Raw genomic sequence first — 23411 nt, 5'->3', positions numbered from 1 at the left:
GCAATGAAATACAAGTCGGCGGGCTGTTGAGGTGGCGAGGAAGCATCAATTGCGGTTGCCTTTAATGTGATTTAGGTCATAATGGCGCCACTTTATATGCCAAATTTGATTAACCAGAACCTGAGACTATGCCTGTACTCGATATATTGACCATTCCTGATGAGCGCCTGAAACGTAAGGCCAAGCCCGTAGAAGACATTGCCGCCGTGCAAGGTTTTATCGATGATCTGATCGAAACCATGTACCACACAGACGATGGCATAGGGCTAGCCGCCACCCAGGTGGGCAGTGAACACGCTATCTTAGTGATCGATCTGTCTGAGGAGCGCGATCAGCCCATGGTGGTGATCAATCCCGAGTTCGTCGAGCGTTCGGGTGAGATTGTCGGCGAAGAAGGCTGTCTCTCTATTCCTGGCTATCGCGCCAAGGTGACCCGTTTCGAGAAGGTGAAGGTCAAGGCGCTCAACCGTCAGGGTGAGGCCTTTGAAATAGAGAGCGATGATTTCCTGGCTATCGTGCTGCAACACGAGATGGATCATCTCGACGGCAAGGTCTTTATCGAGCATCTGTCACCGCTGAAGCAGCAGATCGCGCTCAAGAAGGTCAAGAAATACCGTTGATCGACGCCGATAACCGATAAAACCACCTTAGGGTGGTTTTTTTGTGCCTGCACGGTGTGAGTCCCGCTCCTTGACTTCAATGAGCTGCTGCAACGGATTGTCGTTAAGCATCTATTTTCTTCCCTTGATTAAGAAATCAGTGGCTAGCTTGCCCTCTTGCTTAAGGCTGCGGATGAGACAGAGGCTAGGGTGAGAGTGCGGCTGACGCCGTCAAGCAGTGGAAGGATCTCAAACGAGCACCCGTTTTCGGGCTTGCGATCTGCCCATTTATAAGTATACTGTATTTATATACAGTATTGTTTCGATTTCCATGTTTAAGGTAAGCAGGGTTAGGGCTGCCTGGGAAAGATGCCTGATTTATGTCGTGGCTCTGTTACGGTCCAGCTGCGGTATAAGTCGCGGTTCAGTCGTGACTAGATCATGATTGAGTCACGATTAGCTCTTGGCATCTTAGTGTTAACAACTCAAGCCTAACAACTCAGGGCTCACAACTCAGCCATCCCTTAAGCGAATCGAATGAGAGCGGGTGCATCATGGCCTTGGCAGATTTTCAACTTGAACGTTTACTCCAGCGCGCGGATCTTTGGCGCGGCGACGCCTATCATCTCCAGCAAGAGGGGCAGGATAGCGGTTATCCCGAGCTTAATCGCCATCTAGGGCTGGGAGGCTGGCCTAATCAGGGGCTATGCGAGATCTTCTCTGCCAGCGAGGGGATTGGCGAGCTGAGCCTTGTACTGCCGCTGATGCGCCGCCTTATTCCTAACGCATCGACCGAAGGTTGTGGTACCGGGCTGGTGAGTCTGGTGGCGCCGCCTCATGTGCCTTATCCCCAAGCGTTAGCTATGCAGGGGATAGATATCAGCCGCCTCTTGTGGGTCGACACCCAGGCGGTGAAGGAGCAGCTATGGGCGCTGGAGCAGATCTTAACTAGCGGGGTCTCGCCTCTGGTCTTATGTTGGCTTAAGGAGCTCAGTGTCAGTCAGGCCAGGCGCTTGCAGCTTGCCTGCGAGAAGGGCGAGAGTCTGTGTCTCTGTTATCTGCCGGATAAGATGAAGGAGCAGGCCCATCCCGTGCCGCTGCGGATTGCCTTGCAGGCTAACACCGAGGCAGGAACAGATAGGCCGCTCGAGACCCAGGTAGATATTTTAAAGCGCCGTGGTGGTTGGCCGGCGCCGCGCTTTTCCTTATCGCTTTTGCCCGAGCTATTGGCTCAGAGCCTGATGCTCGATGTGGCTACAGAGAGGGGACAGAAGAAATGGGAGGATGAGCTGGATAGGAAGCTGGATAAGCCTCAGGAGAGCGCCCAAGTCTTGCAAGGCCCCTGGAGTGCTTAGATGCTGTGGCTTGCGGTCTATTTCCCTCACTGGTTACTTCAGTATCAAGGCTACCATCAAGGTTTGCCACGCGACAGCGAGCTGGCTCTCTTCGAGCGTCAGTCCAGTCAGATCCTTATCGCCTCAAGTGCCGCGGCTAAGCTGGGGGTCGAGACGGGTCTGAGTCTGGCGACCGCCCAGGCGCTGAGTCCATCGCTGCAGTTATTAGCCTATGAGCCCTCTTTGAGCCAGGAGGCCAGCCATTGGCTGTGCCAGTGGAGCTATGGTTACAGCGCCAGGGTCGTGCCGCCCGTCTGCCCGTTCGAGCAGGCTAGACAGAAGAAACCTAATGAGTCGCCGGGCCTGACAGACACCTTGCTGCTGGAGGTCGGCTCGATGGCGAAGGTTTTCGGCGGCCTGGAGAGACTCATCAGCCAGTATCATAAGACAGCCCAGGGTTATGGGCTAGAGTGCCAGTTTGCCCTGGGGGAGAATGCACTGCTGGCTCAGCTGGGGGCCAGATACCGGCCTATGTTCAGGCAGGCCGATGAGCCATCAGATGACTATTGGCCGTTGTCACAAAAGAATGAGCCGTTATCACAAAAGAATGAGCGGTTGTCACAAGAGAATACGCGATTACTGCAAGACCATGAGCCGCAGGACATGTCAGTCGCGTCTGCCTATCCCCAAGGCGCAGAGATTGAAAAAATAGCCCCAGAGGTATTCGCGCACCAGGCCTATGGTCAGGAGGGGCTATCACAGGAGGAGCTATCACAAGAGGAGCTTATCCAGATCACTCTCGCCCAAATCGCGTCATTGCCGGTTTCAGTCTTGCCATTGCCGCAACATGTGTTGCAGGCCTTTGAGAATATGGGGCTGACCCAGGTTAAGGCGCTGCTTACCTTGCCGCTCAAGGAGCTTGGTGAGCGTTTTGGCGAGACCGTGCTGACCCTACTGGCTTGCCTCAAAGGTCAGCTACCCCAGGTGCATGAGTTTTATCAGGTGCCAGAGTGTTATCGCCACAAGCTGGCCTTGCTCTATGAGGTGAGTCACCTCGAAGGCTTGGCCTTTCCCCTTGGGCGTATGCTAGGGACGCTATCGGCCTATCTTGTACAGCGTCAACAGGCGGTGCTGGCGCTGTCATTAACCTTAGTGTTTCGCGATCTGAATCTAGCCCCGCTGCGCTGTGAGATCCGTTACCCCTTCGCCGAACATAGGGCCGACGCCCTGCTGAAGCTTTGCCGCGTGCAACTGGAGCGTCTTACCCTGGAGGCGCCGGTGACTAGCCTAGCGATTCAGGCCGATACGCTGGTGGCACTGTCGGTGCAGACACCCCATTGGTGGCAGAAGGAGGGGAAGAGCGATGCCAGCATGCGTCTGTTATCCCTGCTTGAGGCGCGTTTAGGGGCAGACAAGGTCAAGGGACTTGAGAATCACAGTCATCATCTGCCGGAGCAGAGCTGGCAGAGCCGTAGCCTTTCTCAAAACCGTTTGGGTGTCCAAGGGCGCAAGGGGGCGAGTCAGGATGCCATGGTCTCAGGGAGTAACCTGTGCGCCGAGCCTAGGGCCAGCTATCAGGGGAAGACCCGTGCGCTGAGCGAGGAGGCGACCTTGTTTACGGATCTGTTTCATGGCCTGTGTGACGGCCGCATTCGGCCCAATTGGTTACTGCGTCAGCCTGAGCCAATTGCGCAGGAGTCGGTGAGCCTGCTCAAGGGGCCGGAGCGGCTGCATAGCCCCTGGTCGGCGAGTCCGCCGCGGGATTATTATCTTGCCCGTCGACATCATGGCGGACTCTGCTGGGTGTTTCGCACGCGTGAGGGCTTATTTCTGCAGGGATGGTTTGGCTAATGCGCACCCAATCACAGCATACCCAATCAAAGTACACCCAGTCACAGCACACGGAGTCACAGTACATTGAGCCACAGTATGCCGAATTACACGCTCTCTCCAACTACAGCTTTTTGCGGGGGGCCTCTCACCCCCATGAGCTGGTGGAGCAGGCCAAGCGCCTGGGCTATCAGGCGCTGGCGTTGACCGACGAATGTTCTTTTGCCGGAGTGGTCAAGGCCCATGAGGCGGCTAAGCGCTGCGATCTAAAGTTGATCTTGGGCGCCGAGTTTCATCTCGATGAGGGGCTGTTTGTGCTGCTGGCGCCCAGTCGTCTGGCCTATGGCGAGATCAGCGCCCTGATCACTCAGGCCAGACGGAGTCAGGGTAAGGGCGAGTATAGGGTGAGCCTAGAGGCTATCCTGGCTCAGCAGCAGAGCCTGCTGTTGTGGCGGCCACCGACCCTGGCGCAGTTTAGGCAAGGCAGTGGGGGAGCGAGCGCAGAGCCGGATATGTTATCTCGCTATCGTGAGCACATCGGAGGCATAGCCTCACGGCTGGTTTCAGCCTTTTCGGGACGTCTGCATCTCTTGATGGAGCGACTCTTGCTGCCGGGAGAGGCACTTAACCTACAGCAATGGCAATGGCTGAGTCAGGCCCAGGCCATCCCCTGTGTGGCGGCCGGTGGCGTGCGCATGCATGAGGCGGAGCGTCAGCCGCTGCTCGATATCTTGACCTGTATCGCCCATGGGCGGGATCTCGACAGCGGTGCGGCCCTATGCTCCATCAACGCCGAAGCCAGCCTTAAGTCAATAGCGGCGCAGCGTAAACGCTACCCTCAGGCGTGGATCGATAACGCCCTGACGCTGGCCCGTCGCTGTCATTTCTCCCTGGATGAACTCAAATATGAGTACCCGGCGGAGGTGGTGCCAGCGGGCATGCAGGCCAGTGAGTATCTGGCGCAGGCGGTGCGGGAAGGGGCCAAACGGCGTTTTCCGGCCGGGGTGCCCGCTAAGGTGAAGATGCAATATGAGAAGGAGCTGCAATTGATTGTGGCGATGGCCTATGAGTATTTCTTTCTCACCATCTATGACATCGTCTGTTTCGCCAAATCCCAGCAGATCCTCTATCAGGGGCGGGGCTCGGCGGCGAACTCTGTGGTCTGTTACTGCCTGGGGATCACCGAGGTGGATCCCACTAAGATCAACATGTTGTTCGAACGCTTTATCTCTAAGGAGCGTAACGAGCCGCCGGATATCGACGTGGACTTCGAGCATGAGCGGCGCGAGGAGGTGATCCAGTATATCTACCGCAAATATGGCCGTGAGCGTACCGCGCTTGCCGCGGCGGTGATCTGCTACCGCTTCAAGAGTGCCATGGGCGATGTGGGCAAGGCGCTGGGGATAGATGCCGAGCAGATCGCCCTGATGATTAAGCGCATAGATCGTCGGGATCCCAAGCATCACTGGACGACTCAGCTGGCCGCCATGCTGCCAGACTCGGGGCGCGGACGCATGTTGCTGCCCCTGGTGCAGACGCTGATCGGCTTTCCCCGTCACCTGTCGCAGCACGTAGGCGGTTTTATCATCTCGGCGGGCCCCTTGTCTGAGTTGGTGCCCATTGAAAATGCGGCCATGGCGGAGCGCACAGTGATCCAGTGGGATAAAGATGATCTAGAGACCCTGGGGCTGCTCAAGGTAGATATCCTGGCGCTGGGTATGTTGACGGCGATCCGCAAGACCTTTGCCTTGTTGAGTCGACCCGAGAAAGGTTTTTCCATGGGCGATGTGGTCTGGGAGGAGGCCGAGGTCTATCGTATGCTGCAGAAGGGCGACAGCATAGGCGTGTTTCAGGTCGAGTCGCGGGCCCAGAGCGTCATGCTGCCAAGGCTTAAGCCTGCCTGCTATTACGACCTCGTGGTGCAGATCGCCATCGTCAGGCCAGGACCAATCCAGGGGGATATGGTGCATCCCTACTTGAGACGAAGGGATGGCCTGGAAGCGGTGGAGTATCCTAGCCCGGCGGTCGAGTCCGTGTTATCTCGCACCATGGGCGTGCCTATCTTTCAGGAGCAGGTGATCCAGCTGGCCATGGTGGCTGCCGGTTTTAGCGGCGGTGAGGCGGATCAGCTGCGCCGGGCGATGGCAAGCTGGAAACGCACCGGTGAGTTGGATAAGTTTGAGGAAAAGTTGCTTAAGGGGATGGCGGCGCGCGGCTACAGTCAAACATTTGCCGAGCAGATTTACCGGCAGATCAAGGGCTTCGGCGAGTACGGCTTTCCCGAGTCCCATTCGGCCAGCTTCGCCCTGCTGGCCTATGTGTCGGCCTATCTTAAGTATCATTATCCGGCGGCCTTCTGCTGCGCCTTACTCAACAGTCAACCCATGGGGTTTTACAGCCCGTCGCAGCTGATCCAGGATGTGTTGCGTCACCATGTCATGGTGTTGCCGGTATGTGTTAATCACAGCGACTGGGAGAATAGTCTGGTGAGCCTGCAAGAAGGCGAAGAACCGGCGATCCGCCTAGGCTTTCGCCAGGTAAAAGGCCTGAGGTATGAGGATATCAAGGTGCTGATTCAGGCGCGCCCAGAGGGGGGCTTTAAGCGAGTCGAGCAGCTCTATGAGATAGGTCTGTCTCAGGGCTGTCTGACCCTGTTGGCCAGCGCCGATGCACTGTTGAGCCTGGCTGGACACAGGTATCAGGCACGCTGGCAACTCAGTGCCTATCAGCCGAACTTGCCGCTGTTTGATGAACTGCCGCCAGCTTCTAGCCAGGTGGTGTTGGCGCCTCCCAGCGAGATGGCGGCCATGCAGAGTGATTATCGCCACCTGGGACTCAGCCTGGGGCGCCATGTGATGGCACAGCTCAGGAAGCAGATGCCATTTAAAGGCTGTCTGCGCGCCGCAGAGCTATCAGGTTGTCGTCACGGGCAGCTGGTTCGCGTGGCTGGAGTGGTAGTGGGACGTCAGCGTCCGGGAACCGCCTCGGGCGTCACCTTCGTGACACTGGAAGATGAGACGGGCAACATCAATGTGATCGTCTGGAGCGCCACGGCCAGGGCGCAGCGTCAGCCATTTCTAACATCAAAAATTTTAAAGGTAACCGGCGTACTTGAGACGCAATCTGGTGTATCACATGTTATTGCCGGCAGGCTGGATGACCTATCTGGAATGGTGAATGATTTTGAGTCAAGCTCGCAAGATTTTCGTTAGTGCCGAGTGCCTTTGGAGCTGTGCTCTGTTTGCCTCTCCACTGTTTGCCTCTCTACTGAGTGTTTTTCCACCGAGAGTCTATCCACTGACAGTCTTTCCACTGAGCGCCTTGGTGTTACTCAGTTATGGTGCTTGTCATGGTGCTTGTTATGGTTCTTGTCATAGCACTTTGAGGTATACTCACCGCTTGCATTTTACTTTCATTATTCTGTTTTAGGTAGGGTGCTTTCACCTAAGGGCAGAGCGCCTTTCATCAAGGTTTTTCATCAAGGCTTTTCACCGAATGATAGCTGAGTATGCCCCATGGATAAAAACGCCAGGGAAGAGCTTGGGTGAAAGGAAGACGGGAAAAGAGAAACAGCGTGAAGGGAAAACTGGGTGAAAAATAACAGAGTGAAGGGGAAAGGGTGAAGTTTGTCTTACTAACACACGAGCGGGAATACGATCGCCCCAGTAACACTGGCCAGTTGGCGTTAGCCGCTTTTCCCGAACTTTGTTGCCGCGTGCGCTGGTCTCGGATTGCGCCCGATGAGGCGCTGAAACAAGCCTGCGAGTCGGGTGATGCCCTGTTGCTGTTTCCCAAGGAACCTAACCTTGATCAGGCAGATAATGGGCAGAGTGTGGACGAGGCTGACTCGTCCGTGCAACTTCTGGCAGAGGCATTTGTGGCTCAGCAGAACCAGGCTAACCAGTGTGGGATGCAGGGCGGAGGACAGGTGATCATTCTCGATGCCACCTGGCAGGAAGCGAGAAAGATGGTGCGCCAGACGCCCTATCTGCAAGCGGCAAGACGCTTGACCCTAGAAGCGTGCGAGCCTTCCCGTTATCGTCTGAGGCGTAATCAGTTGTCCGAGGGGCTGTGCACCATAGAATGCATCATTAGCCTGATGAATCGCTTTGGAATGAGCCAAGCGGCGCAGCAGCTCGATGAGGCCTTTGACGCCTTTATGTCGGAGCATTAGGGTTGGAGCACTAGGATTAGAGCGTCTAGGTTAACGCACCTGAGTTAGTGCAGCTGAGTTAGATTATCTGAATTAAATTACTGTCAGATAGACGCATAAAAAGTGACTGAGGGCGCCGGCAAGGACAAACAGATGCCAGATGGCGTGATTATAGGCTATGCGTTTACCCACGTAGAAGATCACCCCGACACTGTAGAAGATCCCGCCCGCCAAGAGTAGCTGAAAACCCAGCGGGCTCATGGCCGCCAGCAGTTGTTTCATCACTATAACACACAACCAGCCCATCACCAGATAGAGCACCAGGCTAAAGGCCTTAAAGCGATGAATAAACAGCGTCTTGAACAGGATACCGCCAAGAGCCAGCGCCCAGATGGCGACTAGAATGGCATCGGCTTCGACACTATCGAGCAGGATCTGCATCAAAGGAGTGTAGGTGCCGGCGATCAGCAGATAGATGGCGCAGTGATCGGCTATCTTGAGTCGATGTTTTAATTTGGGCGCGGAGACGCTGTGATAGAGGGTAGAGCAGAGAAACAGGAGTATGATGCTCAAACAGTAGAGCGCCAATCCACCAAGCTGTAAATCGGTTAGCCTGTCCCATCCCTTGAGTAGCGAAAACACCAATGCCAGGATCCCTGCAATAACCCCCAGGCCATGACTGAGGGCATTGGCTAGCTCTTCGGCGCGACTATAGGGGGCGACGATTGTGCCTAAGTTGGGCTGGGTATCCAGGGTGATCTCTTGGGGGGGCATTGTTTGTGTCCGCATTCTTTGTGGTGGCATTACACTCTCTAAAACTGGTTAGACCTCATTAGTGCGAGTCTAACAGCAAGCTTTCACAAAATAAATGGTTTAGCGTACATATGTACGCTTAAATTGTGTAGCTATGTTTTAGTGTTTGAATATATTGGCTTTTAAATCTCACTCTGTCCACCATGTATCCTTGGAGGAACTTATCGCATCTCATCACCTCTAAAGCGCTAAGTGACCTAAGGAAAGGATGAGTTGGTATTGCGAGTGCTCCCTAAGGATAGTCAGCCTCCCTGGCCGTGCCTCAATTTTAATCTTGATGTTGATCTTGATATCGATGTTGCGCCGTCAGCCTTCAGTCATTTCGTCAATGAGCCTGCCGACATTCAGCAAGCTAAGCTGACAGAAGCTCCCCTTGCTAAAGGCCTGCTTGCGAGAATCGGCCGGATGGATCTGGCTATCTTCTTGGCTGTCCTTATCACGCATCTTGCACTGCTAACCTTGTTGAGTTGGCAGTTCGAAGGGCCAACTCAGCAAGGTTTGCCGAAGGACAAGAAAGCCATAAGCGCCTATATGCTGACTCAGGCAGAATTGGATGCCATGAGGGCTAGGTCTCATGCTCAGTCTCAGTCTAAGCCTCGTTCTCTGCCTGCCAATGCTTCTACACAAACGCCTCCTAACCCAACACAAAGCGAATTAGATGACAATGCAAATAGCCAGGGCGCATCGACTGAGGAGAAACCGACGCCGCAGGGTGCCGTTAAGGCCAATGCCGCGCTGATTAAGCTGTTATCTGCAGAGGAGGTTGCTGCGAGTCGAGCAACCGATATTGAGCCAATTACTACTCAATCCACGAATCCCAACACCACAGATAATACGGCATCTCAGGCTGTGTCCAAAGCCGAGACTTCTGATGATGATCATAGGGAGGAGAAGGCATTTTCTTTCGAAGATGCGCCGCGCCTTAACCTTAACTCAGATCTTAGCTCTGCTCTTGACCCTGCAGGTGAGCAGACATCAGCCTATTCGGGGGCGGTAAGCACTATGACGGGTGACTACATGGCCAGAGACAGGCAGGCACAGCTGGAAAACTTAGTCCAGAGTGCTGCCACAAATGCCACCCAGAAGAAGTCCATGAGTGAGATGGATGGTGATATGAGGGTGTTGGCTCTGCCTAAGGAAAATGAGTATGAGACGGCAATCACCTTAGACAGTAAGCTGGATCCCAATCGTATCGTCAAGATAGGGGATACCTGTTATCGGGTGGTGAGTGTGGCGACGCCGATTAACCCTCATGCGGAAAATCTGGGCTTTCCCTTCAAGTGTGGCATCGATGAGGTGAAACAGGCGATAAAAGAGGGGCTGGATAAGCATCTGAGCATGATGGGAGTGAGTCAAAAAGGGAAAAATTAGCGTGATATATTTTCACTTAAAACATAACTCTTCTTATTGCGGTGTTTTAAGTGTTTGTTTTATACTCTATTTTGTTATCGATAATTTTGTTTTTAACTGTGTTGTTTTGGGGGTTGTCACCCTCAATCTCTTAGGTCTATACTGAGGCCCTCTTGTCGGAGTGCCATTAGGCTGAGACCGTTAATTCGGGATCCGTTGAACCTGATCAGGTTAGTCCCTGCGAAGGAAACAAGCATGATATGACCTTAGTGTCGCCGCCGTTTTTATCGGCCTGTCGAAAGCCCGTGCTAACTGCACAGCGAGTGAACAGCGAGCGTAATTCGAGCGACACCCAGCATATTTTTGAATTAGGCCATTTGGCCTGACTCAATGCCCTCAACGCCAACTTCTCCAGACAAGCAACTTCATCTAACCCTATAGTGAGATTGCTTATGTCAACACGTCGTGAAATGCGAGCAGAGGCCCAGGCCTTTATCGATAACCTCAAGCCGCTACAACACCCAAATTCTCAGAAGTTTTATCTAAGCGGTAGCAGGCCAGATCTTAAGGTCGCCATGCGGCAGATTTTTCAGTCCGATACCCTGGTCGGCGGCACCGCCGAGGCGCCTGTTTATGAGCAGAATCCGCCCATTAACGTCTATGATTGTGCCGGGCCCTATTCAGACCCTAACGCCGATATCGATGTGCGTCATGGCTTGGTAAAGCTGCGATCTCAGTGGATCGCCGAGCGCGGCGATACCCTGGAACTCGAGCAAGTCAGCTCAGGTTTTACCCAGCAGCGCCTGGCCGATGAAGGCTTAGATCATCTCAGGTTCGAGCATCTGCCTAAGCCCAGACGCGCCCTTGATGGCAAGGTGGTGACTCAGATGCACTATGCGCGGCGCGGCATCATCACCCCCGAGATGGAGTATGTGGCCCTGCGTGAAAACATGGCCCGCGAGAGTGTGACCCAAGAGGTGCTTAACCAGCGCGCGCCGGGTGAGAGTTTCGGTGCCAAGGTGGGTGAGCCCATTACCCCCGATTTCGTGCGTCAGGAGCTGGCGGCTGGCCGGGCTATCTTGCCGCTGAACATCAACCACCCCGAGGCCGAACCTATGATCATCGGCCGTAATTTTCTGGTTAAGGTCAATGCCAACATAGGCAATTCGGCTGTCACTTCGTCTATCGAAGAGGAGGTGGAGAAGCTGGTGTGGGCCACCCGCTGGGGAGCTGATACAGTGATGGATCTCTCCACTGGCCGCTACATTCACGAGACCCGCGAGTGGATCATTCGTAACTCACCTGTGCCCATAGGCACAGTACCCATCTATCAAGCGCTGGAGAAGGTCAATGGCGTCGCTGAAGACCTTACCTGGGAGATCTTCAGAGATACCCTGATAGAGCAGGCCGAACAGGGGGTGGATTACTTTACCATACATGCGGGCGTGCTGCTGCGCTATGTGCCCATGACGGCCAAGCGACTCACGGGTATCGTCTCCCGCGGCGGTTCTATCATGGCCAAGTGGTGCCTCTCTCATCATAAGGAAAACTTCCTTTATGAACATTTCGATGAGATCTGCAGACTCTGCGCCGCCTACGATGTTTCGCTGTCTCTGGGTGATGGCATGCGTCCAGGCTCCATTGCCGATGCCAACGACGAGGCCCAGTTTGCCGAGTTGGAAACTCTCGGCGAGCTGGTGAAGAAGGCCTGGCAATATGATGTGCAGACCATTATCGAGGGGCCGGGCCATATCCCGATGCAGCTGATCAAGGAGAACATGGATAAGCAGCTCGAGCTGTGCGACGAGGCGCCGTTTTACACTCTGGGGCCGCAAACCACAGACATCGCCCCCGGCTATGATCACTTTACCTCTGGCATAGGCGCGGCGATGATCGCCTGGTATGGTTGTGCCATGCTCTGTTACGTGACGCCTAAGGAACATCTCGGCCTGCCGAACAAGGAAGATGTGAAACAGGGGTTGATCGCCTACAAGATCGCCGCCCATGCTGGTGATGTAGCCAAGGGCCATCCTGGCGCGCAGATCCGTGACAATGCCTTGTCTAAGGCCAGATTCGAGTTTCGCTGGGAAGATCAATACAACCTGGGGTTGGATCCCGACACCGCCAGGGCGTTTCATGACGAGTCCCTGCCGCAGGAGTCGGCTAAGGTGGCCCATTTCTGCTCCATGTGTGGTCCCAAGTTTTGCTCGATGAAGATCACTCAAGAGGTACGCGAGTACGCGGCGGCCCAAGCTATCGAGGTTAGAGAGATTGAAGCCTCGAATGTCGATGGTGATAACCCCAAGGCGGATATCCAGCAGGGGATGGCGCAGATGTCGGCCCAGTTTAAGCAAAGTGGTGGCGAACTCTATCACAGTGCGGCATTGGCTGACGTTGAAGAGGTGTAGCCATGTCAGCTGATAAACCTATTGTCTGGACCATTGCCGGTTCAGACAGCGGCGGCGGTGCAGGCATTCAGGCGGATCTGGCGACCATGACGGATCTTGGTTGCCACGCCTGTAGCGTGATAGCCAGCGTGACCGCGCAAAACTCTGTGGCGGTGAATGGTGTGGAGCCGGTGAGTGAGGCCATCTTGCTCGCTCAGCTCGATACCCTGCTAGCCGACTTACCACCCAAGGCGATAAAGATAGGGCTGCTCGCCAATCAGCGGCAGATCCATCTGGTGGCCGACTGGCTGTTGATCCATATTAAGCCGCTCAGGACAAAAGAGGGTCAGCCTATCCCTGTGATCCTCGATCCTGTGATGGTGGCCTCATGCGGTGATGCGCTTGCGGCCCAAGTGAAAATGCAAGGGAAAGCGCAAGAGGAAAGTGGAAAATCCTCAACGCAGCCAAAGCAAGGAAAGCTAAAGCAAGCCGCCCTGGATTTCACGCCCTTCAGGGGAGTGCTCACCCTTATCACTCCGAACCTTAGCGAATTTGGCAAATTGCTGGGAGAAGAGATGACATCGAGGGATAAGATACTCCACCAGGCTAAGAGGCTGTCGAACCAGTTAGCCTGTCATCTGCTGATTACCGGCGGCGATAAGGGCGCACTCTGGCAAAGCGAATGGGCTGAAGATCTCTTCGTCTGCAACGAGGTGGCGCACACCTCGGCGATACATCAGCATAGAGGATTTTGCCTGAGTAGCGAGCGAGTGGACAACCCAAATCATCATGGCAGTGGCTGCACCTTGTCATCGGCGATCGCCAGTTTTCTCGCCCAGGGTCTGGTGCTCCACGATGCCATTTTGATGGCTAAGGCCTATGTGAGCCAAGGCATCAGGTTCGCGAGCGCCGTTGGCGCAGGAGCCGGCCCCTTGGCACGCTGTGGTTGGCCTGCCGGATTAACATCCTTGCCTCTGATTGTCGATGCAGAGATACCGGCTAATTTCCAGCAGCCGCTTAACTTTCCCAAGCTACAACGCCCCATAGGCGTCTACCCAGTGGTCGATAGGCTAGAGACCCTGGAGCAGGTACTGGCAGCAGGTGCCAGTACGGCTCAGCTGAGGATAAAACTTGCCGATGACGGGCTAGTTGATATCAAGCCTGTTGGCGCCCCTGATGAATCGGCGTTAGAGGCTTTAATAAAAGAGGCTATCGCACTGGGCCGAGCGTATGATGCTCAGGTGTTTATCAACGATCACTGGCAGCTTGCGCTTAAGCATGGCGCGTTCGGTATCCATCTGGGTCAGGAAGATCTCTGTAGTGCAGATCTCGAGGCGATCGCCAAGGCGGGCATAGCACTGGGGATCTCCAGCCATGGGGTATTCGAACTGGCATTGGCAAGTCAGCTTAACTCTTCCTATCTGGCGTTAGGTCATATCTTTCCCACGCCGACCAAATCAATGCCTTCCAATCCCCAGGGGCTTAAACATCTCGCGCATATGGTTGCGGTGTGGGCGCCCAATTGCCCACGAGTGGCGATCGGCGGCATAGATGCTTCACGTTTGGGGCAAGTTAAGCAGACTGGCGTAGAGGCGATTGCCGTGGTGCGGGCCGTGACTCAGGCTGAATCACCGGGTGAGGCCTATCGTCAGCTCGCCAGCATGTGGGAGATGGCTCATGGCGCTCGATGATAAAGCCTTTATCCAATATTCGCGGCAGATCATGTTGCCCGAGGTCGGCGAGCAGGGTCAGCAAAAGTTGATGCAGGCGAGCGTGGCCATCGTCGGTATCGGCGGCCTGGGTCAGCTATGCGCCCAATACTTGAGTGCAGCCGGTGTCGGCAGACTCATCCTCATCGATGATGACAGAGTCGAGCTCAGTAACCTGCCTCGCCAGATGCTCTTTGGCCAGGCTGATTGCGGTCAGTACAAGGCGAGTGTGGCGGCAGGCAGGCTTAAAACGGGCGATTGCCAGGTGCGTGATAAACGGGTGCGGCTCGATGATAGCAATGCCCAGGCGCTGCTGTTTAATGCCGATCTGGTGCTCGATTGTAGCGACAACTTCGCCACCCGTCATAGCGTGAATCGCGCCTGCGTGGCGTTAAATAAGCGCCTTGTGGTGGCCTCGGCCGCGCACTTTTCCGGTCAGTTGATGGCATTTGACCTCAATGAGGCGCCGCAACATGGCTGTTATCACTGCCTGTTTCCACAGGAGCTCAAGGTGAGCGAAAGTTGCAGCACCATAGGTGTGCTAGGCCCTATGGTGGGCAGTATGGCATCGATGCAGTCACTCCTGGCAATCAAGCTATTGCTGGGTTTACCTGGCTTAGGCCTGCTGAACAGGTTCGATGGGTTAACCGGTGAGATGAAGCGGCTTAAGCTTCGCCGCGATCCAGGTTGCGCCGTCTGTTCGGCGTAAGAGACGGCGTCAGGAGAAAAAGATGAATGAGATAAGCATAAGTTTAAATGGACAGCTAATTCAGGTGCCCGTCAGCACGAGTCTCGAAGCCATGCTAGAAGCTCAGGCGGTCGCACTGGACAGCATCGCCCTGGTGCGTGGCGGCGAGGTGGTCCCCAAGTCGACCTGGTCTGAGGTTGAGTGTCAGGCCGATGATGTCATTGAAATATTTGGCGTAGTGGCAGGAGGTTAATATGTTAACGATAGGTGATAGTCAGTTCTCTTCCCGCTTGTTTACCGGCACGGGTAAGTTTGCTAGTGCCGATCAGATGCTTGCAGCCTTGGCAGCTAGTGGCTCCCAGTTGGTGACCCTGGCGATGAAGCGAGTCGATCTTAAGGCGGGCTTCGATGACATCTTGGCGCCCATACGCCAGAGTGGCGTCAAGCTGCTGCCCAATACCTCGGGGGCGCGTAATGCCAAGGAGGCTATTTTTGCCGCAGAGCTTGCTCGTGAGGTGCTGGGGACTTCATGGATAAAGCTTGAGATCCATCCAGATCCCAAATATTTGATGCCGGATCCCATAGAGACCTTTAACGCCGCCAAGGTGCTGTGTGAACGCGGCTTTACGGTATTGCCCTATGTGCATGCCGATCCTGTGCTGTGTCGTAACCTGGAGTCTGTGGGCTGCGCGGCGGTGATGCCACTCGGTAGCCCCTTAGGCTCAAACCGTGGCCTGGAGACGGCGACCTTTTTAAAGATCATCATAGAGCAGGCCAGTGTGCCGTTTGTGGTGGATGCTGGCATCGGCTCTCCTTCTCAAGCGATGGCGGTCATGGAGATGGGGGCGAGTGCCGTGCTGGTTAATACGGCCATTGCCGCCAGTCGCGATCCGGTCAAAATGGCGCTCTGTTTTGCCGATGCCGTCGCCACGGGTCGCAAGGCCTATGAGGCTGGCTTGGCCCAGGTACATCAAAGGGCGATGGGCACCAGCCCCCAGCAGGCGCTTACCGGCTTCTTAACGGAGTAGATCTATGAGCTTCTTGGAAACCTTGAGCGGACTTTCCCGCGAAAACCTGCGCATGGCGCTCTATTCGACCACCGCTGCCGAGGTTGAAGCGGCTATCGAGGGCGAGCAGGGCAACTTAGGACATCTTCTGGCGCTGTTGTCGCCAGCCGCCGAGGCCTATCTCGAACCCATGGCACAGCGAGCCGCCGCCTTAACCCGGCGCCGCTTTGGTCATAACATCGGCCTGTATCTGCCGCTCTATCTCTCTAATCTGTGCGCCAACGAGTGTGACTACTGTGGTTTTACCATGAGTAACAAGCTCAAGCGTAAGGTACTCAGTCTCGATGAATTGGCGGCTGAGATGGCGGTGATCAAGCCCCAGGGGTTTGATTCCATCTTGCTGGTATCCGGCGAGCACGAGACTAAGGTCGGCATCGACTATTTCTCCGAGGTCTTACCTCTGGTGAAGGCGGAGTTTAGCCATGTGGTCATGGAGGTACAGCCGCTGAGCGGCGAGCACTACCGTATCTTGGTCGACAAGGGGCTGGACGCCGTGATGCTGTATCAGGAAACCTATGATCCAGAGACCTATCGTAAGCATCACCTGAGGGGCAACAAGCAGGATTATGGCTATCGGCTCGCCTCGCCGGAGCGGATTGCCGAGGCGGGTGTCGATAAGATAGGGCTTGGGGTGCTATTAGGGCTCGACGATTGGCGCATGGACGCACTCTTGATGGGCTATCACCTGGATTATCTCGAAAGGCGCTTCTGGCGATCGCGTTACAGCATCTCGCTACCCAGGCTCAGGCCCTGTGTCGGCGGGATCGCGCCTAAGGTGCAGTTAACCGACAGAGGCCTGGTGCAGCTCATCTGCGCCTTTCGCCTGTTCAATGAGCAGCTTGAGATCAGCCTGTCCACTCGGGAAAGCCCAAGCTTAAGAGATAACCTCCTCGGACTTGGCATCACCCAGATGAGTGCCGGTAGTCGTACCGAACCCGGTGGCTATGTTAATCCGGCGGCTCAGCTGGATCAGTTTGAGATCAGCGATGAGCGCAGTGCATCTGAGGTTGCCAGCGTATTACGCGGGCGAGGATTTACCCCTGTGTGGAAGGACTGGGAGGCTGGTTGGATAGGGGCAAGCTAACCAATTCAAGGAGATAGCCCGGCCCACCGCCGGGCTGTACTTTGACCGGGTTTTGATTAATAATTAGCCGTAAGTATGACTCATGAGAAAGGGCCCTAGATTATGGAAATTCCATCAAGTTTTTCATCCGGTCTTGCTGGTTTGCAAAGTGCCCAGTCTGGCTTGACGCAGGCCACTGTGGATGTTGCTAAACCCAGCCCGCAGCAGGCGAGCGAAGCCGGTGGTACAGAGACGGCTAATCCGGTTAACGCCACAGATAAAACCCAGGCCCTGGTCTCGGCTATCGAATCTAAAAACCAAGGGGAAGCCGCGGTAGAAGTGTTAGAGGCCGCAAACGAGACCCTAGGTACAGTGATAGATATCGAGGTGTAAGTCCGTGGCCGGCGCCATGACTACGCCATCCTTAACGGCAATGCGCCTGAGCGCGTTGCCGTCTTCTTCTGCTCCAGGTTCCGCTTTAGCTTCCTCTTCAGCCTCAAACTCTGGTTCTATTTCAGGTTCAAAGTCTGGCCCAATTTCAGGGGCAATTTCTGGCTCAAGGTCCGGTTCGGTCAATTCGGCGCCAGTTGCGGCTAATCGCGCGGCAAGCGCAAGCCTCAAGGCGAACACGGCAGCTTCTTTGCCGACACCTTCGCCTATCACTTCCAGCGTTACTTCCAGCATTTCCAATTCAGGCAGTTCATCCGGCCAGGGGGGGTACAGTCTCGCCCGTGGCCCACTTGGGATTGATGGGTTGCTTAATCAAGTCTCCAGCCCTGGACTCGGTGATGGCGGTATAGGCTCCCACCAAAGTGTATTTTCGGGAGCAAGTGGCATAGGAGCGCAAGCTACAGATTCACGTATGGGTAATGGCTTGCCAAGCGCTGATCCCGCTAGAGGTCCAGGTAGAGAAGGGCGTGACACTAATGGTGCCAGCGCAGTTGATGGGGAAAAGCCCCGAGTCGATATTTTTGGCCGAGCGGATGAAACATCTGATGAGGCGTACAATCCCTTTGCCGATGAGCAGCAAGATACCGCGGGGCGAGAGAATGGCCTAGGGCAAGAGCCTAGTTCTGGGCAAGATTCCGAGCTTGCCCGTCAGGAGGCTGAGCTGAAAGAACTTTCGCGGCGGGACGCCGAGGTCAGAGCCCACGAGCAGGCCCATGCCAGCGTCGGCGGCACCTTTGCTCGCAGTCCAAGCTTTAAGTATGAACAGGGTAGCGATGGCAGGCGTTATGCGGTAGATGGTGAGGTGTCGATCGATATCTCCTCCATTCCCGGCGATCCGTTAGCGACCCTGAATAAGATGAAACAGGTCTATGCGGCGGCGATGGCGCCAGTGACACCTTCGATGGCCGATATTCGGGTGGCGAGCGAAGCCCTGCGTAAGATGAATTCGGCGAAGGCGGAACTGGCAAAGGCGCGCCAGGAAAGTGCCATTTCCCCACAGCAGACGCAGCCACTTATCGATGCTGGTAAGAGCGAGCAGCAGCGCCAGTTGCCCGAAGCTGTAACCCCAAGGGTGAGTGGTAGTGCGGATAATGAGGGCAAGATCTCAGGCGCGAGAGTCGACTCACCGTCGCCGCTCGATGATGATATCTCACCGTCGCAATCGATAGAAAGGATAAGCCGTCATATCCTTGCATCCGACGGCCTTGTCTTTACCTCTGAAGCCCTGTCGATGCGTTATCAATCGGGCGAATCTCAATCTTCATCATTCACTTTCACCCTCTAACACCGAATGATTTTTAAGGATCAACTGTTCCAGCAGTTGTGAGGCGGGCCCTTGCTTGTCGCGATTGGGAATAACCAAGCTCAGGGGCACCTGGCGATGAGTCGACCCCCTCAGGGTCAAGCGGGCCAGGCGACCTTCCTTGATGGCGTCGCACACCAGATGGCTGGGGATCCAGCAAAATCCCAGGCCCTTGGCCAACACGACTAAGGCCTCATGAAAATTGGCTACCGTCCAGCGCCGGTCGGCCTTGAGCCAACCCAGTTCACCGCGGGCGATCTGACCCGTATCTTTGATCACTATTTGCAACTGCTCCGCCAGAGTTTGATCGTCCAGGGGCATCGCCATGCTTGCCAGAGGATGAGAAGGGTGGCAGACCAGTTGAAAATCCACGTTGCACAATGGCTGAGCCAGGTGGCCTTTCGGCGGCGTGCCGCCTATGATGGCGAGATCCACGGTTTCCGACTCCACCAGTTCGGCGCTGCCGCTGATCACTGAGTCTAAGACTGTGATGCGGGTGCCGCGTCCCAGAGGTTCGAACTCGGCCAGGGCGTCGATGAGGTGTTCCATGGGATAGATTATTTCCCTGGAGATCAACAGACTCGGCTCCCAGCCCTTTTCCAGGTTGCTGGCTAACTGCTCTAGCTCGCTCACCGAGCGGGTGATGTGACGCGAACGTCTAAGCAGTACCTCGCCGCTCTCGGTGAGATAAGCCTTGCGGCCTCTCACTTCCAGCAGGGCAACCCCTAACTGGGTTTGAAGCTTGGCCACCGCATGGTTGAGAGATGACTGGCTCTTATTAAGCTTTTCTGCCGCCTGGGCGTAGCCACCATAGTCGACGACGGCCTGTAGAATACGCCATTGCTCGAAGGTCGATTTAGCCTGACTCATGCTGATCCTAGACTCCTAATGTTTAACGCCCTGAGACTTGGTTTTCTCGGCTTTTGCGCCATCGCCGTCGGTTTTGATGCTCACCAACTTAGGCAGATACTTCTTGGTCGCCTTGAGTCGATGGAAATAGGGGCCCTGATGCAGTGTCTTGGGCCAGTCCAGCAGCATCATGGCTAATACGTTGCGATGTTCGCCCAGGGCAAGATCGGGATTACCTCGGGGTGAAGGGATGGTCTGCACCTTAGGATCGAAGGCCGCCATGATGTGGGCCTGGGTCTTCTTCACTACCGGATTGTCCGACATGCCTGCCAGGTGGAAGCTTATGCCGACTTCGGCGATGATATCGTCGGTGGCATCGCGCAGGATCCTGTCTATGTTGGCCTCGAAATAATCCAAGATCCAGGCAAATTCCTTGCTATCGACCGGATGCTGATAATACTCGCTGGCGGCAAAGATAAAGTGGGTCATGCCGTAGATCTTATTGCGAAACTGCTTCTTGTCGAGCTTAGGGTCGCGGCTCTGGGGATAGACGCGATTGAAACCCGCCTTGTACTCCTGCACATAGTCGCCCACACCGAGCTGTTTGGCCCAGTAGACATAGTTGACGAGCTGCGCGGCCCAGGCTTCGATCATCGCCTTGTCGGTGAGTCCGCGTTTAAGGTCGGTCGCCTTTAGGGCCTTGACCAACTTGTCGTGACAGGGCCCTTGCAGGCCAAACTCGTTGATGCGGCTGGAGAACCTCAGTAGTACGTCGGTGTAGAAGAGAAACTCAGGGAAGGGGGCGAGCGCCTTCTTACGTGCCTTGGCTCTGGGGCCCTTACCCAATACATCGATGGCCGCCTGAGCCTCATTCTCTATAAAGCCAGGCTGGTCCAGCCGACAGGCATAAAACGCCTGAGACTCGGTAACGGCGTATAGGTCGACTAAAGCGGCATTGGCATACTTATCATCTCCCGTCATGCGATAGAGGCGGATACCATAGTGCCCCTGCACTCTAGGAGGGAGTTGATAGAGATGGTCTTCAAGGTTTTGTTGAATCGCCTGCTTGATCCCTTGTGCATCCAGCGAAGTGGCTGTCTCTGCCGACGCTCCTAGGCTGGGTAGCAGCAGGCTTGATGTGAGCGCGAGAGCCCCGATGAGTCTAGTGTACGGGCTTAAGTTGAACATGTTGGCTCCTTTCTTGGATGGTGGCGACTGACTGTGCACAGCCAAAAATCAAATTGAGTTGCTCATCGAGAGACAGTTGTTGCTCGTTGATGAGGAGGAGTTCGAACACGGCCTTGTCTTTCAGGTGAGTGTCGCTCAGGATCTGCTCTGCCAGGCTCTGGTGCCACAGAGAGAGATAGTAGAGGGGGCCCTGAGTGACGGCGCCGGTAAAGCTAAACAGGGCATCATCGGCTTCAGGCCAAGGCTCGCCGAAACTCAGGGCAAATTCCTGATTTAGGTCGCGATAGAGGCGATGTTCGGGTGCCTGATATGCCCACAAGGCTAGCTTGCTGCGAAACACCTTGAGCTGGGATGCAAAGGCCTTGAGCCGGGCCTCGCGGCTATCTCTTGGCAACTGGGGAAGCAGCCGCTTCGACAGGTAATGACTCAGCCAGAGGCTGGCGATTGCCTGGTCATCGCCTAAGGTGTTGTTGAGATAGTAACGCCCGCCAGCGAGCAGGCGAGAGACCATATCGGCGGCGGCGATGATCAGCTGCTCTTGACCACGATAGTCATCGAGCTCATCTGGCAGCGTGAGGGTGAGCTGGCCAAACTGCTGACCCACTACGCTTTGTCTAAGGGGACTCAACTGGGTTTTCCCCCCTCGATGAGTCGCCGCCTGGCTGAGAAAGATATCCCCCAGTAAACGCCCCTGGTGCCACAGACGCAGCATGTCGGCGTTGATGGTCTCAAACTGCAAGCCAAATGGCTCAAGCTCTCCCTGAATATCTCTCAGCAGCTGTCGACCCGATAGGGGCCGAACCTCGACTTTGGCAAGGTCTGCAAGCACAGCGCCCAAGCGCCAGGGGGCAGGTGCTATCTGGGTTTGACTATCTAGATATTGTTTGACCTGCTCCGGGCTCGCAAGTTGCTGATGGCTGAGTGCCCAGCTGGCATAGTCGAGCGCATCATGCTCCTCTGCTATCGCCTGTTTTGTCTCGAGGATGAGGGACATGGCGGCCTGGTTTTTCTGCTTGGCCCGGGTTTGGTAGGCCTGCCATACCTGGCGCTTACAGGTCTCATCTGGCTGATGGATCAGATAGCTGGCGATTGAGTTATCGAAGGCCTGCGCCTGAGGCTCTTTGGATTTAGCCTTTTTGGATTTAGTTTCGTCGGATTTAGCTTCGTTGGATTTAGTTTCGTCGGATTTGGCTTCATCGTCTAGGCGACACCGACTCTCACCTATGATGAGTGACAGATCTTTCTGTCTTAGTCCATGGGCGATGCTTGCCTGAGCGGTATGGATCTTCGCCTTTTGCACCTGGTCAATCTGCTCGGCTATCTGCTGCGTAAGCCGCCGGCCGAGTTGGCGGAGATCTGACACTTGGCTGCGTGCCCATTGTCGGCTCTGCGTTTTGAGCCAAGGGTCTTTGGCTAGGCGCTCAAACTCATCGGCGAGGTGTAGCTGACACTGCAATAAGGCCTCTTTATCCTCGGCATTCAATGGATAGTGACGATAGAAGTGCACGCTGTCTTTGAGATTAAACAGGCCTAGCAACTCGCGCTCGAGCCTCACGCTGGCGTCTTGTGGAGAGTCGCTGGTCTGAGCCTGGGACAGGGATACCTGGTAGTCGATGCACTGCTTGCTCAGCAGTGTGATAGGAGAGGCGGCCTGGGCCGCCACGCTGTAGTTAAGCGCCAGGGAGACTGCTAAAATGCGTTTTAGCATAGGCGACGCGCTCTTCCACTGACATTGATTGGTTTTTCATCTGCTCGACATGCTTAAGTCGCGGCAGCAAGCCCTGGGCATTGGCTATTTGAATTGCAAGACCCGGGCGCGCATTCAGCTCAAGCAGCAAGGGCCCCAGCTTTTGGTCCAGCACCATGTCTGTGCCCAGATATCCCAGTTCACTCATCTCATAGGCCTTGGAGGCCGTATGCAAAAGGGTATCCCAGTGAGGCACCTGGATCTCGGTGAGTTTCTTGTCGGTATCCGGGTGCAGGTCTAGGGGGCGGTCAAACTGTACCGCATGCAGGCCTCTGCCGGTGGCGATATCCAGGCCGACGCCCACTGCACCCTGGTGCAGGTTGGCCTTACCATCGGATGCGGCCGTCGATAGCCTCAGCATCCCCATGACGGGAAAGCCCTTAAAGACGATCAGGCGAATATCGGGCACCCCCTCGAAGGAGTAGCCGTCGAAAACGGGATCGAACTCGATGAGCCCCTCGACGATGGCCACATCTGGCTTACCGCCGAGAGAGAAGAGGCCACTGAGTATGTTAGAGATGTGGCGGTCGATCTCGCTGGGCGTGACCTCGTGGCCATTAGGCTTAAAATAATGGCCATTCTCTACCTTAGTGATCACCAAGATCCCTTTACCGCCAGAGCCCTGTGAGGGTTTGATCACGAAGCCGTCGCGGTTGTTGACCATCTCGGGGATATGCATGATCTCATGTTGCTGGCAGACGGTACCGATGAGCGCAGGCACGGCGATGTCGTTTGCCAGTGCCAACTGCTTGGTGGTTAGCTTATCGTCCACGCGCTTGTAAAACTTGCGTTGGTTATACCGACCTATGTAGTCGATATTACGCTTGTTCATGCCAAGCACGCCGTTATCCCTTAGCCTTAGCGGTTTTGCAAATAGCATG

The 23411-nt window shown here is 55.3% G+C and carries 21 protein-coding genes and 1 riboswitch; of the genes, 14 read left to right on the top strand and 7 right to left on the bottom strand.

Translation table 11 applies throughout. The features are described 5' to 3' along the window. The first annotated feature begins 128 nt into the window (after nt 1-128). The 5 genes from def to L1D47_RS07325 all read left to right on the top strand — a co-directional run bounded on the left by def (nt 129) and on the right by L1D47_RS07325 (nt 7937). Entirely contained in the window at nt 129-620 is a 492-nt protein-coding gene (def, locus tag L1D47_RS07345; protein ID WP_160793463.1) for a peptide deformylase, read from the top strand. A gap of 533 nt (nt 621-1153) precedes the next feature. Then, a complete protein-coding gene (imuA, locus tag L1D47_RS07340; RefSeq protein WP_239883614.1) occupies nt 1154-1954 on the top strand; it encodes a translesion DNA synthesis-associated protein ImuA in 801 nt (266 codons plus the stop codon). Beyond that, a complete protein-coding gene (locus L1D47_RS07335; protein WP_239883608.1) occupies nt 1955-3784 on the top strand; it encodes a DNA polymerase Y family protein in 1830 nt (609 codons plus the stop codon). It begins immediately after the preceding gene. After that, nucleotides 3784-6975 (top strand): error-prone DNA polymerase, encoded by a 3192-nt coding sequence (locus tag L1D47_RS07330; RefSeq protein WP_239883606.1) that lies wholly within the window; start codon nt 3784-3786, stop codon nt 6973-6975. The genes L1D47_RS07335 and L1D47_RS07330 overlap by 1 nt, the downstream gene beginning before the upstream one ends. A 407-nt stretch (nt 6976-7382) precedes the next feature. After that, nucleotides 7383-7937 (top strand): tRNA-uridine aminocarboxypropyltransferase, encoded by a 555-nt coding sequence (locus tag L1D47_RS07325; RefSeq protein ID WP_239883604.1) that lies wholly within the window; start codon nt 7383-7385, stop codon nt 7935-7937. Nucleotides 7938-8009: 72 nt separating this feature from the next. On the opposite strand, the gene L1D47_RS07320 is transcribed toward L1D47_RS07325, so the two are convergent. Together L1D47_RS07320 and L1D47_RS07315 are read right to left on the bottom strand one after the other, a co-directional pair. After that, nucleotides 8010-8690 carry a hemolysin III family protein gene (locus tag L1D47_RS07320; protein WP_239883602.1) on the bottom strand — a complete coding sequence of 227 codons (681 nt, stop codon included), beginning with the start codon at nt 8688-8690 and terminating at the stop codon, nt 8010-8012. 345 nt (nt 8691-9035) lie between these two features. Beyond that, nucleotides 9036-9173, bottom strand: a complete 138-nt coding sequence (locus tag L1D47_RS07315) for a hypothetical protein (protein WP_239883598.1) — start codon at nt 9171-9173, stop codon at nt 9036-9038. Between the two features lie 87 nt (nt 9174-9260). On the opposite strand from L1D47_RS07315, the gene L1D47_RS07310 reads away from it, so the two are divergent. From L1D47_RS07310 to L1D47_RS07275, 8 genes are all read left to right on the top strand, one after another. Continuing rightward, a complete protein-coding gene (locus tag L1D47_RS07310) occupies nt 9261-10100 on the top strand; it encodes a hypothetical protein (protein WP_239883596.1) in 840 nt (279 codons plus the stop codon). A gap of 146 nt (nt 10101-10246) precedes the next feature. Further along, nucleotides 10247-10345: riboswitch (TPP riboswitch) on the top strand. A gap of 186 nt (nt 10346-10531) precedes the next feature. Continuing rightward, the gene (thiC, locus tag L1D47_RS07305) at nt 10532-12487 is read left to right on the top strand and encodes a phosphomethylpyrimidine synthase ThiC (RefSeq protein ID WP_275661406.1); all 1956 of its coding nucleotides are present in this window, start codon (nt 10532-10534) and stop codon (nt 12485-12487) included. 2 nt (nt 12488-12489) lie between these two features. Further along, nucleotides 12490-14157 (top strand): thiamine phosphate synthase, encoded by a 1668-nt coding sequence (thiE, locus tag L1D47_RS07300; RefSeq protein ID WP_239883595.1) that lies wholly within the window; start codon nt 12490-12492, stop codon nt 14155-14157. Beyond that, the gene (locus L1D47_RS07295) at nt 14144-14884 is read left to right on the top strand and encodes a HesA/MoeB/ThiF family protein (RefSeq protein ID WP_239883594.1); all 741 of its coding nucleotides are present in this window, start codon (nt 14144-14146) and stop codon (nt 14882-14884) included. The genes thiE and L1D47_RS07295 overlap by 14 nt, the downstream gene beginning before the upstream one ends. Nucleotides 14885-14906: 22 nt before the next feature. Then, on the top strand, nt 14907-15116 hold the full coding sequence (thiS, locus tag L1D47_RS07290) for a sulfur carrier protein ThiS (protein ID WP_239883593.1): 210 nt from the start codon (nt 14907-14909) through the stop codon (nt 15114-15116). Between the two features lies 1 nt (nt 15117). Continuing rightward, on the top strand, nt 15118-15891 hold the full coding sequence (locus L1D47_RS07285) for a thiazole synthase (RefSeq protein WP_239883592.1): 774 nt from the start codon (nt 15118-15120) through the stop codon (nt 15889-15891). A 4-nt stretch (nt 15892-15895) separates the two neighbouring features. Then, nucleotides 15896-17014 carry a 2-iminoacetate synthase ThiH gene (gene thiH, locus L1D47_RS07280; RefSeq protein WP_239883591.1) on the top strand — a complete coding sequence of 373 codons (1119 nt, stop codon included), beginning with the start codon at nt 15896-15898 and terminating at the stop codon, nt 17012-17014. 102 nt (nt 17015-17116) lie between these two features. Next, nucleotides 17117-17386 carry a hypothetical protein gene (locus tag L1D47_RS07275; RefSeq protein WP_041511152.1) on the top strand — a complete coding sequence of 90 codons (270 nt, stop codon included), beginning with the start codon at nt 17117-17119 and terminating at the stop codon, nt 17384-17386. Here the strand turns inward: L1D47_RS07275 and L1D47_RS07270 are convergent. After that, complete coding sequence (locus tag L1D47_RS07270; protein ID WP_239883590.1) at nt 17357-17677, bottom strand: hypothetical protein; 321 nt, start codon at nt 17675-17677, stop codon at nt 17357-17359. The two genes, L1D47_RS07275 and L1D47_RS07270, sit on opposite strands and share 30 nt — an antisense overlap. On the opposite strand from L1D47_RS07270, the gene L1D47_RS07265 reads away from it, so the two are divergent. Then, on the top strand, nt 17634-18728 hold the full coding sequence (locus tag L1D47_RS07265; RefSeq protein ID WP_239883589.1) for a putative metalloprotease CJM1_0395 family protein: 1095 nt from the start codon (nt 17634-17636) through the stop codon (nt 18726-18728). The genes L1D47_RS07270 and L1D47_RS07265 overlap by 44 nt on opposite strands. Here the strand turns inward: L1D47_RS07265 and L1D47_RS07260 are convergent. The 4 genes from L1D47_RS07260 to L1D47_RS07245 are packed head-to-tail and all read right to left on the bottom strand — an operon-like array spanning nt 18708 to nt 23410. Continuing rightward, the gene (locus L1D47_RS07260) at nt 18708-19616 is read right to left on the bottom strand and encodes a LysR family transcriptional regulator (protein ID WP_239883588.1); all 909 of its coding nucleotides are present in this window, start codon (nt 19614-19616) and stop codon (nt 18708-18710) included. The two genes, L1D47_RS07265 and L1D47_RS07260, sit on opposite strands and share 21 nt — an antisense overlap. A gap of 15 nt (nt 19617-19631) precedes the next feature. Beyond that, on the bottom strand, nt 19632-20783 hold the full coding sequence (locus L1D47_RS07255; protein ID WP_239883586.1) for a DUF3541 domain-containing protein: 1152 nt from the start codon (nt 20781-20783) through the stop codon (nt 19632-19634). Then, a complete protein-coding gene (locus L1D47_RS07250) occupies nt 20758-22491 on the bottom strand; it encodes a hypothetical protein (protein WP_239883584.1) in 1734 nt (577 codons plus the stop codon). The genes L1D47_RS07255 and L1D47_RS07250 overlap by 26 nt, the downstream gene beginning before the upstream one ends. Next, nucleotides 22454-23410 (bottom strand): alpha-L-glutamate ligase-like protein, encoded by a 957-nt coding sequence (locus L1D47_RS07245; RefSeq protein ID WP_239883582.1) that lies wholly within the window; start codon nt 23408-23410, stop codon nt 22454-22456. The genes L1D47_RS07250 and L1D47_RS07245 overlap by 38 nt, the downstream gene beginning before the upstream one ends. Nucleotide 23411: the final 1 nt, after the last annotated feature.

Source organism: Shewanella sp. Isolate7 (assembly GCF_022398425.1).
Classification (GTDB): Bacteria; Pseudomonadota; Gammaproteobacteria; order Enterobacterales; family Shewanellaceae; genus Shewanella.
This window is presented reverse-complemented; position numbering and strand designations above follow the sequence as displayed.